General features: G+C 67.4%; 10 protein-coding genes. 4 read left to right on the top strand and 6 right to left on the bottom strand.

Annotation, left to right across the window (positions count from 1 at the left end; genetic code table 11):
• Positions 1–102: 102 nt before the first annotated feature.
• Positions 103–1,443 (top strand): omega-aminotransferase AptA, encoded by a 1,341-nt coding sequence (gene aptA, locus AC1DEZ_RS20020; protein WP_476780556.1) that lies wholly within the window; start codon positions 103–105, stop codon positions 1,441–1,443.
• 143 nt (positions 1,444–1,586) lie between these two features.
• Here the strand turns inward: aptA and AC1DEZ_RS20015 are convergent, their stop codons facing one another.
• From AC1DEZ_RS20015 to AC1DEZ_RS19995, 5 genes are all read right to left on the bottom strand, one after another.
• On the bottom strand, positions 1,587–2,081 hold the full coding sequence (locus tag AC1DEZ_RS20015) for a peptide deformylase (RefSeq protein ID WP_441510842.1): 495 nt from the start codon (positions 2,079–2,081) through the stop codon (positions 1,587–1,589).
• Positions 2,082–2,094: 13 nt separating this feature from the next.
• Positions 2,095–4,299, bottom strand: coding sequence for a 3-hydroxyacyl-CoA dehydrogenase NAD-binding domain-containing protein (locus AC1DEZ_RS20010; RefSeq protein WP_441510841.1), 2,205 nt, complete (start codon positions 4,297–4,299; stop codon positions 2,095–2,097).
• 23 nt (positions 4,300–4,322) lie between these two features.
• On the bottom strand, positions 4,323–5,531 hold the full coding sequence (locus AC1DEZ_RS20005) for an acetyl-CoA C-acetyltransferase (protein WP_441510840.1): 1,209 nt from the start codon (positions 5,529–5,531) through the stop codon (positions 4,323–4,325).
• Between the two features lie 150 nt (positions 5,532–5,681).
• The gene (locus AC1DEZ_RS20000; RefSeq protein ID WP_476780555.1) at positions 5,682–7,478 is read right to left on the bottom strand and encodes an acyl-CoA dehydrogenase C-terminal domain-containing protein; all 1,797 of its coding nucleotides are present in this window, start codon (positions 7,476–7,478) and stop codon (positions 5,682–5,684) included.
• Positions 7,479–7,669: 191 nt separating this feature from the next.
• Positions 7,670–8,065 carry a MerR family transcriptional regulator gene (locus AC1DEZ_RS19995; protein ID WP_441510838.1) on the bottom strand — a complete coding sequence of 132 codons (396 nt, stop codon included), beginning with the start codon at positions 8,063–8,065 and terminating at the stop codon, positions 7,670–7,672.
• 400 nt (positions 8,066–8,465) lie between these two features.
• On the opposite strand from AC1DEZ_RS19995, the gene AC1DEZ_RS19990 reads away from it, so the two are divergent.
• The 3 genes from AC1DEZ_RS19990 to AC1DEZ_RS19980 all read left to right on the top strand — a co-directional run bounded on the left by AC1DEZ_RS19990 (position 8,466) and on the right by AC1DEZ_RS19980 (position 13,707).
• Positions 8,466–11,831 (top strand): SEL1-like repeat protein, encoded by a 3,366-nt coding sequence (locus tag AC1DEZ_RS19990; protein WP_441510837.1) that lies wholly within the window; start codon positions 8,466–8,468, stop codon positions 11,829–11,831.
• Between the two features lie 179 nt (positions 11,832–12,010).
• Positions 12,011–12,940: a sulfite exporter TauE/SafE family protein gene (locus AC1DEZ_RS19985; protein ID WP_441510836.1), complete on the top strand. Its 930-nt coding sequence runs from the start codon at positions 12,011–12,013 to the stop codon at positions 12,938–12,940.
• Positions 12,937–13,707: a TIGR02186 family protein gene (locus tag AC1DEZ_RS19980; RefSeq protein ID WP_441510835.1), complete on the top strand. Its 771-nt coding sequence runs from the start codon at positions 12,937–12,939 to the stop codon at positions 13,705–13,707. The genes AC1DEZ_RS19985 and AC1DEZ_RS19980 overlap by 4 nt, the downstream gene beginning before the upstream one ends.
• A gap of 15 nt (positions 13,708–13,722) precedes the next feature.
• Here the strand turns inward: AC1DEZ_RS19980 and AC1DEZ_RS19975 are convergent, their stop codons facing one another.
• Positions 13,723–14,937 carry a molybdopterin molybdotransferase MoeA gene (locus tag AC1DEZ_RS19975; protein WP_441511187.1) on the bottom strand — a complete coding sequence of 405 codons (1,215 nt, stop codon included), beginning with the start codon at positions 14,935–14,937 and terminating at the stop codon, positions 13,723–13,725.
• Positions 14,938–14,996 lie beyond the last annotated feature (59 nt).

The following is a 14,996-nucleotide window of genomic DNA, read 5'->3' as shown; positions in this document are numbered from 1 at the left end:
CAGCCGTCATCCGTTCGGCGCAGCCATGGCGTGCCATCATGGCAATTTACAGTCCGCTTTCGCCTGCTAGGTTCAACCAAGGTTAATCCACAGGGGCCTTCGATGACTTCCACATCCTCCGCCATCGGCACGCCGAACGACCTCGAAGCCTATTGGATGCCGTTCACGGCCAACCGGTCGTTCAAAAAGAACCCCCGCATGGTCTCCCGTGCCGAGGGCATGTTCTACTACACGCCCGAGAACAAGCCGGTGATGGACGGCACGGCGGGCCTGTGGTGCTGCAATGCCGGCCATGCCCGCGAGCCGATCATCCAGGCGATCCAGGCGCAGGCGCGCGACCTCGATTACGCCCCGTCCTTCCAGTACGGCCACCCGAAGGTCTTCGCCGCCGCCGCCCGCATCGCGGCGCTGGCACCGGGCGATCTCGACCATGTCTTCTTCGCCGGCTCGGGCTCGGAAGCGGCCGATTCGGCGCTCAAGATCGCGCTGGCCTATTGGAACGTTTCGGGCAAGGCCGCGAAGACCCGGCTGATCGGCCGCGAGCGCGGCTATCACGGCGTCGGCTTCGGCGGCATCTCGGTCGGCGGCATGTCGAACAACCGCAAATTCTTCGGCTCGCTGCTGACCGGCGTCGACCACCTCGCCCATACCTATGACCGCGAGAAGCAGGCCTTCAGCAAGGGCGAGCCGGAATACGGCGCGCATTTCGCCGATGATCTCGAGCGCATCGTCGCGCTGCACGACGCCTCGACCATCGCCGCCGTCATCGTCGAGCCGATGGCGGGCTCGACCGGCGCGCTGCCGCCGCCGAAAGGCTATCTCAAGCGCCTGCGCGAGATCTGCGACAAGCACGGCATCCTGCTGATCTTCGACGAGGTGATCACAGGCTTCGGGCGCCTCGGCTTCGCCTTCGCCGCCGAGCGCTACGGCGTGATCCCGGACATGATCACCTTCGCCAAGGGCGTGACCTCCGGCACGGTGCCGATGGGCGGCGTGATCGTGCGCAAGCACATCTACGACGCCTTCATGGGCGGCCCGGACAACGTCATCGAGCTGTTCCACGGCTACACCTATTCGGGCCACCCGCTGGCGGCAGCCGCCTGCCTGGCGACGCTCGACATCTACCGCGACGAAGGCCTGTTCGAGCGCGCACACGCGATGGAAGGCGCCTGGGCCGACGCGGTGATGAGCCTGAAGGGCGAGCCGAACGTCGTCGACATCCGTACGCTCGGCATCGTCGGCGCCGTCGACCTCGCCCCGCGCGCCGATGGCGTCGGCAAGCGTGCGTTCGAAGCCATGGACCGCCTCTTCCGCGAAGAAGGGCTGATGGTGCGGACCGCCGCCGATACCATCGCCTTCTCGCCGCCGCTGATCATCACGGAATCGCAGGTCGAGGAGTTGATCGGCAAGCTGCGCCGGACGATCCGGTCGGTTGCGAACTGAGGCGCAGACACCGGGCGTCATTCTCGGGCGGAGCGAAGCTCTGACCCGAGAATCTCGGGCAAGACAACGTGCCGGAGCCTCCGCGTCATGAGATGCTCGGGTCAAGCCCGAGCATGACGGCCCGCACCCGAACGGTGCTCTTCCTATCCCCGCCGCAGCTTGTTGTAGCGCGCGATTAGCCTGTCGCGCTTCAGCCGCGACAGGCGGTCGATCCAGAAGATCCCGTCGAGCTGGTCGATCTCGTGCTGATGGCAGACAGCGAGGAGGCCCTCCGCCTCCTCGACATGCTCCGTTCCGTCGAGGTCGCGATAGCGCACCCGGACGCGGGAATGGCGCTCGATCTCATCGGTGACACCCGGCATCGAGACGCTGCCCTCGACATGGCGGATGGTCTCGCGCGACACGCTGTCGAGGACGGGATTAACGTAGGTCCGGACCTCGCCCGGCGCCAGTTCCAGAACGACCAGCCGCGACAGAACGCCGATATGCGGCGCCGTGATGCCGATCCCTGGCGCGGCACGCATGCTGTCGAGCAGATCCGTCGCCAGTTCCCGCAGATCGGCATCGAAGCGCGTGACCGCCAGGGCGGCCACGCGCAGACGCGGATCGGGGAAACGCAAGATCGGGCGGACGGCCATGGCTGGCGGACGCTCAGGCCGCCGCCTTCTTCTCTGCCGTGCCGTAGAAGCTCTCGCCGGTCTTGGCCATGCGTTTCAGCAGGCGGTTCGGCTTGAAGCGTTCGCCATGGGCCTTGGTCAGCTTCTCGCAGAGCTTCACGAAGGCGGCAGCGCCCATATTGTCGATGTACGAGAGCGTGCCGCCGGTGAAAGGAGCAAAGCCGAAACCGATGATCGAGCCGACATCGGCCTCGCGCGGATCGGTGACGACGCCTTCCTCATAGGTCTTCGCGGCTTCCAGCGCCTGCGTCACCAGGAGGCGGTGCTTCAGCTCCTCCATGTCAACGCTTTCGGGGTCGAGCCGCTTGCCGACGAGATCGGCGAGCCCCGGCCAGAGGCGCTTCGGCCCGGCTTCCGGATAATCGTAGAAGCCCTTGCGGTTCTTGCGGCCGAGACGGCCGTGCTTCTCGACCATGTCGGCGAGCAGCTTCTCCTGCGCCGGATCGACCGCGCCCTCTCCGAGCTGAGCCTTGGTCGCCTTCAGCACCTTGTAGGCCAAGTCGACCGCGACCTCGTCATTGAGCGAGAGCGGGCCGACCGGCATGCCGGCCTGCTTGCCGGCCGCCTCGATCATCGCCGGCGGCACGCCCTCCATCAGCATCAGATGGCCTTCGCGGATGTAGTTGCCGACACAGCGATTGGCGTAGAAGCCTCTGACGTCGTTGACGACGATCGGCGTCTTCTTGATCGCGCGGACATAGTCCAGCGCCATGGCGAGCGCCTTCTTGCCGGTCTTCTTGGCCATGATGACCTCGACCAGCAGCATCTTCTCGACCGGCGAGAAGAAATGGATGCCGATGAAGTTCTTCGGGCGCTGACTGGTCTCGGCGAGGCCGGTGATCGGCAGCGTCGAGGTGTTGGAGCCGAAGATCGTGCGCGGACCGACCACGGCCTCGACCTTGGCGATGACCTCGGCCTTGACCTTCGGGTCCTCGAAGACCGCCTCGACGATCAGGTCGCAGCCCTTGAGATCGGCATAATCGGCCGAGGCCTTGATGCGGCCGAGCAGCGCGTCGCGATCGGCGGTCTTGGCGCGGCCCTTCATGATCTGGTCGGAAACCAGCTTGTGCGAATAGGCCTTGCCCTTCTCGGCCGCCTCGATGTCCTTGTCGATCAGCACGACCTCGAGGCCAGCCTGCGCCGTGACATAGGCGATACCCGCGCCCATGAAGCCGGCGCCGACAACGCCGACCTTCTTGAGCTTCGACGGCGGCACGTCGGCCGGGCGGCGGGCGCCCTTGTTCAATTCCTGCATCGAGACGAAGAGTGAGCGGATCATCGAAGCCGCCTCCTTCGTCCGCAGGATCTTGGCGAAGTAGCGGCTTTCGACCTTGAGGCCGAGATCGATCGGCAGCTGCAGCCCTTCATAGACTGCCGAGAGGATGGCGCGGGCGGCCGGATAGTTGTCGTTGGTCTCCCGGCGATAGATCGCGTTGGCTGGCGGCCAGATCTGCATGCCGGCCGGCGAATGCACCTTGTTCGAGGGCAGCTTGAAGCCCTTCTGGTCCCAGGGTTGCGTCGCCTGCGGATTGGCCTTGAGCCAGTCCTTGGCGTTCTGGACGATCTCGGCTCGCGGCAGGACGGCATGGACGAGGCCGGAATTGCGCGCCGGCAAAGCCTTCACCTGCTCGCCCTTGAACATCATCTGCAAGGCGTCGCCGGTCTGCATCAGCCGCGCCACGCGCTGGGTGCCGCCGGCGCCCGGAAACAGCCCGACCTTGATCTCGGGCAGACCGACGCGGGTCGAGGCATCATCGGAGACGACTCGATACTGGCAGGACAGCGAGAGCTCGAAGGCGCCGCCGAGGCAAACGCCGTGGATCGCGGCGGCGAAAGGTTTCCCGCAGGTCTCGAGCTTGCGATAGAGCAGCGAAAGCTTGCGGCTCTCGTCGAAGAAGCTCTGCATCGCGACCGCCTCGCCCTTCTCCTTGGCGAGCTTCCCATAGAGGTCGCGCAGCCCCTGGAGCATGGTGAGGTCGGCGCCACCCGAGAAGCTCTCCTTGCCGGAGGTGATGACGCAGCCCTTGATGGCCTCGTCAGCGGCGACTTTGTCGACGATTTGGTTGAGCTCTTCCATCACCTCGGGGGTGATGACGTTCATCGAGCGGCCCGGCATGTCCCAGGTCGCAACAGCGATGCCGTCGGCGTCGCTCTCGAAGCGGAAATTGGTGAGGTTCATGATCTCTCTCCCTGCCCTTCCGCTCAGACGCGCTCGATGATGGTGGCGACGCCCATGCCCACCGCGACGCAGAGCGTCACCAACGCGGTTTGCTTGTTCGTCCGCTCCAGCTCGTCGAGCACGGTGCCCAGCACCATCGCGCCGGTCGCCCCGAGCGGGTGACCCATGGCGATCGCGCCGCCATTGACGTTCAGGATGGCATCGTCGATGTCGAGCGCCTGCTGGTAGCGCAGCACGACCGAGGAGAAGGCCTCGTTCAGCTCGAAAAGGTCGATGTCCTTCGTGGTCATGCCGGCCTTCTTGAGGACGCGCTCGGTCACATCGATCGGCCCGGTCAGCATCAGCGCGAGGTCGGAGCCGACTGTGGCGAAGGCCTTGATGCGGGCGCGCGGCTTCAGCCCTGCGGCCTTGCCGGCCCGCTTCGAGCCGACGAGCACGGCCGCCGCGCCGTCGACGATGCCGGAGGAATTGCCGGCGTGGTGGACGTGGTTGATGAACTCGACATCCGGATGTGCGGCGGTCGCGACCGCATCGAACCCGCCCATCTCGCCCATTTGTACGAAGGAGGCCTTCAGCGCCGCAAGCGCCTGCATATTGGCGTCCGGCCGGATGGTTTCGTCGTGGTCGAGGATGGTGAGGCCGTTGACGTCGGTCACGGGGATCACCGAGTTCCTGAAGCGCCCTTCCTTCCAAGCCTGGGCGGCGCGCTGGTGCGAGCGGACGGCGAAGGCGTCGACATCGTCGCGCGAGAAGCCGTATTTCGTCGCGATCAGGTCGGCCGAGACGCCCTGCGGCATGAAATAGGTGTCGATCGCGACTGATGGGTCGACCGCGATGCCGAAGCCCGAGGCGCCCATGCCGATACGCGACATCGACTCCACGCCGCCGCCGATCGTCATCTCCTTCTGGCCGGACATGACCTGCGCGGCTGCGAGGTTCACCGCATCGAGGCCGGAGGCACAGAAGCGATTGATCTGCACGCCCGGCACTTCCTTGCCGTAGCCGGCCTTGAGCGCCACGGTGCGGGCGATGTCGGCGCCGGCCTCGCCGACCGGATCGACGCAGCCCATCACCACGTCCTCGACGAGGAGCGGATCGAGGCCATTGCGGTCCTTGATGGCGCGCAGGGTCTGGGTGCCGAGCTCGATCGCGGTCACTTCATGAAGCGAACCGTCCGCCTTGCCCTTGCCGCGCGGCGTGCGGACGTGGTCGTAGATGAATGCGTCTGCCATCGAGGGAACTCCCTGGCCTGCCGCGACCCGGCGGCTTTGTTTCCTGCCGGACGTCATGGTCGGGCTTGCCCCGACCATCTCCTCATCCAGCGAACTCATCAAGAGATGCCCGGGTCGAGCCCGAGCATGACGTGCCCTTGAGCCGCAGCCTCAGAACTGCTCGGGCGCCAGAGCCATGGTCGTGTCGGCCCCTGCGGTGATCCGCGCCAGATGCGCGGCGGTCTCCGGCAAGGTGCGCTCCATGAAGAAGCGGGCGGTGACGAGCTTGGCGCTCATCCGCTCGGTCGCGCCGTCGGCGCCGGCGTTGAGCTTCTCCAACGCCGCCTTGGCGATCTTCGCCCACATATAGCCGAGCGAGACCAGGCCGAGCAGATGCATGAAGTCATTCGCGCCGGCGCCGGCATTGTCCGGCTTGGCGAGCGCGTTGTTCATGAACCACATCGCTGCCTGTTGGAGGTGGCCGAGCGAAACCTGGAGAGGCCCGAGCAGGGGCTTCAGCGCCTCGTTCTCGGCATTCTCCTTGAGGAAGCCGCCGACCTCGTTGAAGAAGGCCATGATGCCGCGGCCGCCGTCGCGGCCGAGCTTGCGGCCGACGAGGTCCATCGCTTGCACGCCGTTGGCGCCCTCGTAGATCATGGCGATACGGGCATCGCGCACGAACTGCTCGACGCCGGTCTCGGCGATGTAGCCGTGGCCGCCGAACATCTGCTGCGCCTTCACCGCGTTGTCGAAGCCGATATCGGTGAGCACCCCCTTGAGCACCGGCGTCATCAGGCCGAGCTGGTCGTCGGCCGCCTGGCGCTCGGCGGCGTCGCCCGAGCGATGGGCGATATCGGATTGCAGCGCATTCCAGAGCACGAAGGCGCGCGCCGCCTCGTTGAAGGCCCTGATCGACATCAGCGTGCGGCGCACGTCGGGGTGGACGATGATCGGATCGGCCGGTCCCGCAATGTTCTTGGGGCCGGTCAGCGAGCGGCCCTGCAGGCGCTCCTTGGCATAGACGACAGCGTTCTGGTAGGCGACCTCGGACTGGGCAAGGCCCTGGATGGCGACGCCGAGGCGGGCCTCGTTCATCATCACGAACATGGCGTTGAGCCCGCGGTTCTCCTCGCCGACCAGCCAGCCCTGCGCGCCATCRTAGTTCATGACGCAGGTYGMRTTGCCGTGGATSCCCATCTTGTGCTCGATCGAGCCGCAGGAGACGTGGTTGTTCTCGCCGACGAAGCCGTCAGCGCTTACCTTGTTGCGCGGCACGACGAAGAGCGAGATGCCCTTCGTGCCGGCCGGTGCGCCCTCGATGCGGGCGAGCACGAGGTGGATGATGTTCTCGGTGATATCCTGCTCGCCGGCCGAGATGAAGATCTTGGTGCCGGAGATGGCATAGGAGCCATCGCCGTTCGGCACGGCTTTGGTCTTGAGCAGCCCCAGATCGGTGCCGCAATGCGGCTCGGTCAGATTCATCGTGCCCGACCATTTGCCCTCGATCATCTTGGGCAGGTAGGCGCGCTTCTGCTCGTCCGAGCCATGAACGTAGAGCGCGGCGATCGCGCCCATGGTCAGGCCCGGATACATGGCGAAGGCCATGTTCGCAGCCGAAGCGTACTCGTTCATCACGGCGCCGAGCGTGTAGGGCAGGCCCTGACCGCCATATTCCGGGTCCATGGCGAGGCCGATCCAGCCGCCGCCGGCATAGGCCTCATAGGCTTCCTTGAAGCCCTTCGGCGTGGTGACGCGACCGTCGGCGTGGCGCGTGCAGCCCTCCTGGTCGCCGGAGTAGTTGATCGGCTGGAGGACCTGCTCACAGAGCTTCGCGCCCTCGCCGAGCACGGCCTCGATCACGTCCGCGCTCGCATCGGCGAAGCCGGGCAGATTGTTGTAGCGCTCGATATTGAAAACGTCGTTGAGCAGGAAAAGCGTATCGTCGACGGGCGCCTTGTAGACCGGCATGTGGTCCTCCCTCTCGTCGCGGGCCGCTCGCCTCCGTTTGGGAGCGCCTCAATATAGTTCACATATAAACAATCTCATTCGACTTGCAACGGGTACACCGACATTTTGTCACTCTGCGGACGGAAACTGTCCATGCGGCAACAAAAAACCCCGGCACAGCCGGGGTTTCATGAAGGCTGATGCGGCAGCGATCAGGCCTTAGGCATACGGGACAGCGAGGCCTCGAGCTCGGTGATCGCGCTCTCGATCTCGGCGCGCTGGCTGCGCAGCAGATCGAGTTGCTCGACGATCTGGTCGCGGCTGAGCTGCAGCCCGCCGACATTGGCGGCCTTGTCGGCAGCACCCTTCTTGTCCTCGTTGGCGAGCATCGCGCGGATCTCGACGAGCGTGAAACCAAGCTGCTTGCCCTTGAGGATTAGCGCGAGGCGGGCGCGATCGCGAGGCGAATAGACACGCGCCATACCGGAGCGCGTCGGCGCGATCAGGCCGCGGGACTCGTAGAAGCGAAGGGTCCGGAGTGTGACGCCGAAATCGCGGGCAAGATCGCTGATGGTGTATTCGCCGGCCTCATCAGCTTGGGTAGGCATCGCGGAGCGGGCTTCGTGACTCGAAGAACCCGCCATAGCCAGATTTTGGCGTGACATGGAGGTTTCGTTCCTTTCGGTGATCGAATCGCTGTCCGTACGGCAGCGTCGATCGGGATACCTCCTCATAGGGAAGGCGCTATCGTTGCGTCAGGTAATACGTCCGTTTGCGGGGTAAGTTACCGTTACATCAGCGCCGGCAAAAGCCTCCCGCGCGCCATTCGCAAAAAATTAACGGTCTCGAAGCCGTTTCTTAACCCGCTGTTTACCATGCCGGCCAAATGTCGGGAACGCGTATCGGCGTCGTCAACGTTGTTTTCACGACTGCCAAGGTTCGCGCGGGGGTGGCGGCATCAGGGGGCCGCGCTCACCGGGAGACAGGGCCCCGTAGGCGAGCGAGAACATGGCCACCAGCTTGCCCTGGAGCGTCAAGGGCGTCGATCCCCGGACGCGCGACGCGGCAAAGGCGGCAGCTCGCCGCGCCGGCATGACGCTTGGCGAATGGCTCGACCACAAGATCCGCGACGAGAGCGAGGCCCCCGCGCCGGCTGACGCGATGCCCGAACAGCTCGACATCGCAGCCTTGTCCGAGCGGCTGGCACGTCTCTCGCTCGCGCAGACGGACACGGCGCCCCGCAAGGTCGACCCGGCGCCGTCGCGCTCGGAACTCAACGCCTTCATCGGCCAGGCCGCGAACATCGAGCGCCTGACGCGCGAAGCCAGCAGCCGGACCGCCGGTGCTCTCGATTCGATCACGCGCTGGATCGAGAAGACCGAGGATCGTCTGTCGTCGAGCGAGCGCGGCGCCGCCGAGCGGCAGGAGCGCGCGACCAACGTCATCGCAGAAGCGATCAAGACGATGGGCGAGCGCATTGCCGAGATCGAGCGCCGCAGCCAAGAGGCTCAGAACCGAGTGGAGCCGTCGCCACGCCTCGCCTTCAGCCGCGACGGACTCGAGGCGGCCGTCACCGACATCCGCACGCGCCAGCGCGTTCTCGACAACGAAGAGATCATTCCTTCGCCTTCGCGGGCGGCCAACGTCACGCCGGAACGCATTTCCGCCCTGCGCGAGGATCTGCGCGAGCTTGGCTCGCGGCTGTCTTCGGAGGGCCGGCGCGCTGGGCAGCGCCCTGCAGCGCCGCAGCCACGCCAGCCTGACACCAGCGCGATCGAGGCCAAGATCGCCGCCCTGGCCGAGCGCCTCGACCACTTCGACCGGCGCGACCAGTTCGAGCCGCTGCTCAAGCCGTTGACACGAATCGAGGCCGAGGTTTCCCGGCTATCGCAGGATCGGGCCGGCGACAGCTACCAGCGCTTCCAGCATGAGATCGCGCATCTGGCCGCCAAGGTCGACGCGCTGGCGGCGCGCGGGAGCGAGACGACCAATCTCGATCCCGTCCTGCGCGACATTGCCGAGTTGCGCAGCCTCATGCCGTCCGGCGGGCAGGATCATCGGCTCGACGATCTCTCCCAGCAGGTCGCTTCGCTGGGCTTCGAGATCGGCCGGCTGCGCGAAACCCAGCCGGACCTGCGGGAGATGCGCAATCTCTCGGCAGCGATCGAGGATGTCCGCAGCGCGGTCCTGACCAGCCGCCCGCAGGATTTCGACACCGCTCCCCTGGCTTCGCTCGCAAGCCAGATCGACCTGCTGTCGCGCAAATTCGACGACGTCACCGCGCAGCGCCATGGCGACCATCTCGACAACCGCATCGACGCGCTGCAGCACCGCATCGAGCTGCTCGCGGAGCAGGGCCCGTCTGCCGTCACCCGCCAGATCGAAGCGCTGGCCGGCCGGATCGAGAGCCTGGCCGCGTCGAGCCAGCTCTCCCGCATGGTCGGGGCCGCCGAGTCCGCTGCGCCGGTCGATCTGAGCCCGATCGAACAGATGCTGCGCCATCTCGCCGACAAGATCGACGAGGCCGGAGCCCCCGGCGCCGGTGCGGAGTCCTTCGAAGCGCTGGAACAGCAGATTTCGGGCATCGCCTCCCGGCTCGACGAGGCGGCGGCGACCCGCTCGGCCGAGAACGGCATCGAGCGCACGCTGCAGGATCTGGTCGTCCATCTGCGCTCGATGCGCGAGGAAACGGCGGCCGAACGCGCGGCCCTCGTCCAGGCGGCCAGCACCTCGGCGCCGGGCAAGAGCATTGCCGAGCTGTCGAGCCTCGTCACCGGCATGCGCGACACCCATGTCTCGTCGGAGCGCCAGACCCAGGACGCGCTGGGCGCCGTCCATCTGTCGCTCGAGGCGATCATGGCGCGGCTCGCCGGCCTCGAAACCGAGCTGCAGGGCGAGCGCCGGAACGCGCCGCCGCTCCAGGCCCCTGCCGCCCGCAGCGACACGCCTGCGGTCCGCGCGCCCGCGTTCGGGGCTCGCGACCATGCCGGCCCCGCAGTCAGCGCGGCGGCGCAGGATCGCTTCGGCGCCTCGGCCGCGCCGGCTCTGGGCGAATCCGGCCCCGCACTGCCAAGCGCGGCCTTCGACTTGCCGCTCGAGCCGGGTTCGGGTCGCCCGCGACCCGAAAGCGCCGCCAGCAGCGGACAGGACGCCCAATCGGTGCGGCAGAGCCTGATCGCTGCCGCCCGGCGCTCGGCCAAGGCCGCCAGCGAAGCCGCCGCCAGCGCTCCCGCAGCCGCCTCCGAACCCGCAGCGAAGAGCTCCGGCAAGCTCAAGGAGATCCTGGAGAAGCGCAAGCGCCCGCTGCTGCTCGGCCTCGCCGCGCTGATCCTGGCGATGGGCACGGCCCATGTCGTCACCGGCGTGATGCGTGGCGACGGCACCAAGACAGCGAGCACCGCGGCGCGTAGCCTGATCGCCCAGCCGGAAGCCTCGCCGGAGGGCGTGCAGACTCCGGCCAAGGATCCCGCTCCGGCCAAGGACCTTCCGCCTGCCAAGGACCAGTCCTCGGCGCTCTCGCCTGCACCGCTGGCAGCGCCGGCCAACCTGATTCCGGGCCAGGCCGTGCCGGATCAACCAGCCGCCGTCCCGCCGCCCCTCGTGACACCGGCGCCGGCCGCGGCACAGACGGAAGCCTCCGCGACCGTCACACCCGAATCCGTTCAGAGCGTCACCGGGGTTGGCGATCTGCCGGCCGGCTTCGGCAGCGCCGGGCTGCGCAAGGCCGCCTTCGACGGCGATGCCCGCGCCGTCTTCGAGCTGGCGAGCAAAGCTGCCGACGGCCCCGCCGCGCAGCGCGACGCAAAGCTGGCGCTGCGCCTGTTCGAGCGCGCCGCCGTCGCGGGACTCGCCCCCGCCCAGTTCCGTGTCGGCAACATGTTCGAGAAGGGCATCGGCACGCAGCGCGATCTCTCGCTCGCCCGGATCTGGTACCAGCGCGCCGCCGAGCGCGGCAACGCCAAGGCGATGCACAACCTCGCCGTGCTGCATGCCGAGGGCGTCTCCGGCAAGCCGGACTATGCCGCCGCGACGGAGTGGTTCCGCCGCGCGGCCGAACTCGGCGTGCGCGACAGCCAATACAACCTCGCGGTTCTGCTCGGCCGCGGCCTCGGGGCGCCGACCGACCTCGCCCAGTCCTTCGTCTGGTTCTCGGTCGCTGCCAATCAGGGCGACGAGGACGCCGCCCGCAAGCGCGACGAGGTTGCCCAGCGCCTGAAGCCGGACGAGCTCGCTGCCGCCAGGACGACCGCCGCGAACTGGAAGCCCAAGACGCTAGATACGATCGCCAACGAGGTGGCTCCGCCGGCCAAGGGCTGGGACGCCGGGCCTACCGCGGCGGCGGCGGCCAAGCCGGCCAAGCCGGCGCGCAGCTGAGTCCAACGCGGCAGCGTCATCCTTTCGACGTGTTGACGCGGCAAGGAAAACGATAATCTTTTACGACGGGCCGATAGCGGCCCGTCTTCCATTTCAGCAACAACTTTTAACCTGGACGGTTCAGTCTGGGACAAATCGGTGCAGGCAAAGGCCATGCACCCGCCTTGCGAGGGGTAGTAGTGCAGATTTACCTGCCGATCGCCGAGCTTCCGATCAGCGTGCTGATGGTGCTCGGCCTGAGCGGCGCGGTCGGCTTCATCTCCGGCCTGTTCGGCGTCGGCGGTGGCTTCCTGCTCACCCCTTTGCTGATCTTTCTCGACATCCCGCCGGCGGTGGCGGTCGCGACCGTGGCGGCGCAGGTCGCCGGCTCCTCGATGACCGGCGTGCTGACCTATTTCCGGCGCAGGGCGCTCGATCTCAAGCTTGGCGGCGTCCTCGTCAGCGGCGGCATCGTCGGCACGGTGCTCGGCGTCCTGTTCTTCAACACGATGCGCCGGCTCGGCCAGCTCGAGCTCGTCATCACGCTCTCCTATGTCACGCTGTTCTCGATCATCGGCGGGCTGATGCTCTACGACGCCCTGCGCGCCATGCTGCGCGTGCGCGCCGGCAAGCCCGCGCGGCTGAAGCGGCGCGGCGGCATGCATCCATGGTGGATGGGCTTGCCCTTCCGCCAGCGCTTCTATCGTTCGGGCCTCTATTGCAGCGTGCTGCCGATCGCGCTGCTCGCCATCGTCATCGGCTTCATCGGCGCCGTGCTGGGCGTCGGCGGCGGCTTCATCCTGGTGCCGGGGCTTATCTACTTCTTCCGGATTCCGCCGGCGGTGGTGGTCGGCACCTCGCTCTTCCAGATCCTGGTGACCATGACGGGCGCGACCGTGCTGCACGCGGTCACCAACCAGTCGGTCGATCTCATCCTCGCCACGCTGCTGCTGGTCGGCGGCGTCATCGGCGCGCAGTTCGGCGGCCGGGCGGCGCGCAACCTCAACGTCGAATCGTTCCGGCTGCTGCTGGCGCTGCTGATCCTCTCGGTCGGCCTGCGCTTCGCCATCGAGCTCTTCATTCCGCCGACCGAACGCTTCTCGGTGGTCGTGCCGGAGAGCGCGCGATGATGCGGTTCCTCGCCCTCCTCGCCGCGTTCTCCGCCGGCTTCGCCGCGTCGAAGGCCCAGGCCGAGACCCTGATCGCGGCGATGTCGAGCCACCAGATCCAGATCACCTCGAACTACACCGGCAGCCAGCTGACGGTCTTCGGCCTGGTCGAGCGCGACGGGCGCACGGTGGCGCGCGGCGATCCCTACGACATCATCGTCACCGTCCGCGGCCCCCGGCGCATGCTTCTGGTGCGCGAGAAGGAGCGCCTCGGCCCGATCTGGATCAACCGGTCGCAGCGCCGCTTCCCGGACAATCCGGTCTTCCTGCACGTCGCCAGCAACCGGCCGATCTCGGCCATGATGAGCCCCGAAACGGCGCGGCGGGGGCGCATCGGCCTCGCCAATGCCGAGCTGCCACAGGGGAATTGGGTCGACCTCGACCCCGGCTCGATCCGCTTCCGCGAAAGTCTGGTCAGGATCATGCAGAGCAAGGACCTGTACGGCTATGACGAGCGCGGCGTCACCTTCCTGTCGAACAGCCTGTTCAGCGCGCCGATCGACATCGCCGCCACCGCGCCGACCGGCTCCTATACCGTCGACATCGTTCTCTATTCCGGTGGCGTCCCACTGGCGCGCCAGCAGACGAATTTCGAGGTGATCAAGACCGGCATCGAGCAGCGGCTCGCTTCCGCGGCCTATGACTGGTCTTTGCTGTACGGCCTAGCGACCGTGCTGCTGGCGCTCTTCCTCGGCTGGAGCGCAAGCGTCATCTTCCGGCGCGATTAAAGCGGCCCGGCGGTTTCAGCCCAGCAAACCGACATAAGGGAGGAAGGGCACGCTGCTGCCCTCCTCCAGCTGCTCGAGTTCCTCCGCCAGCACGAGCAGCCCATCGGATTGCGCGAGCGAGGCGAGAGAGCCGGCCCCCTCTCCGGGATGCCTGCGCGCGATCACGGCGCCATCGTCGCGCCTTTCCAGCGAGGCGCGCAGGAACTCCCGGCGCCCAGGCTTTTTCCGATGCTGGAAGCCGGCCGTGACGGGAAAGACGATCGGCGCTTCGTCCACCGTGCCGGCAAGGCGCGCCAGCAGCGGCCGAGCGACGAACACAAACCCGACGAAAACCGCGACCGGATTGCCCGGCAGGCCGATGAAGGGCGTGCCGGCCGCCTCGCCGATCGCGATCGGCTTGCCCGGCTTGATCGCGACGCGCCAGAGGTCGAGCGAACCGCAGGCCGACAGCGCAGCCTTGACATGATCGGTCTCCCCGACGGAGACGCCGCCCGAAGTGACGACCAGATCGCAGGCGCCGGCGGCCGCGCGCAGGTGCCGCTCCAGCTCAGCGGGCTCATCACGCAGAATGCCGAGATCGACGACATCGGCGCCCGCCCGCGCCAACAGGGCACGCAGCATCGCCCGGTTGGCGTCGTAGATCGCCGCCGGTCTCAAGCGCTGCCCGGGCTCGGTCAGCTCGTCGCCCGTCGAGAACAGCGCGACGCGCGGGCGATGCCTGACCCGCACCCGTTCCAAACCCAAAGCGGCGAGCAGCCCGAGATCCCGCGGCCGCAGGCGCCGGCCCGCCGGAAGAACCTCCTGCCCCCGGGCGACATCCTCCCCAGCCCTGCGCAGATTGGCGCCGCGCTTCGCCGGGGACGGCAGGATGACCTCGTCGCCACTCAGCGAGACATCCTCCTGCATCACGACCAGGTCGGCACCATCAGGCACGGGAGCGCCGGTGAAGACGCGCCAAGCGCCGTGTCCGAGCGTGCCGGCCGGATCGCCAGCCGCCGTTCGGCCGAGGAGCGGCAGGCGGGTCTCGGCACCCGGCAGGAGATCGGCATGGCGGACGGCATAGCCGTCGACCGCGGAATTCGCGAAGGGCGGCAAATCGATCGGCGCGACCACGGCTTCCGCCAGCACACGCCCATCCGCCTCGACGAGCGGCAGCTCGAGCACGCCCGGCACCGGCTCGGCGCAGGCAGCCGAGCGGCCTCCCGCCTCATCGAGGGAGATCAATCCGATATCCCCTCCTGGTCCGCCCCGCCTACCCGTCACGGCACTCGTCCTTTCCGGAGCTGCGC

It is taken from the genome of Allobosea sp. 10L422, assembly GCF_056395345.1.
This window is presented reverse-complemented; position numbering and strand designations above follow the sequence as displayed.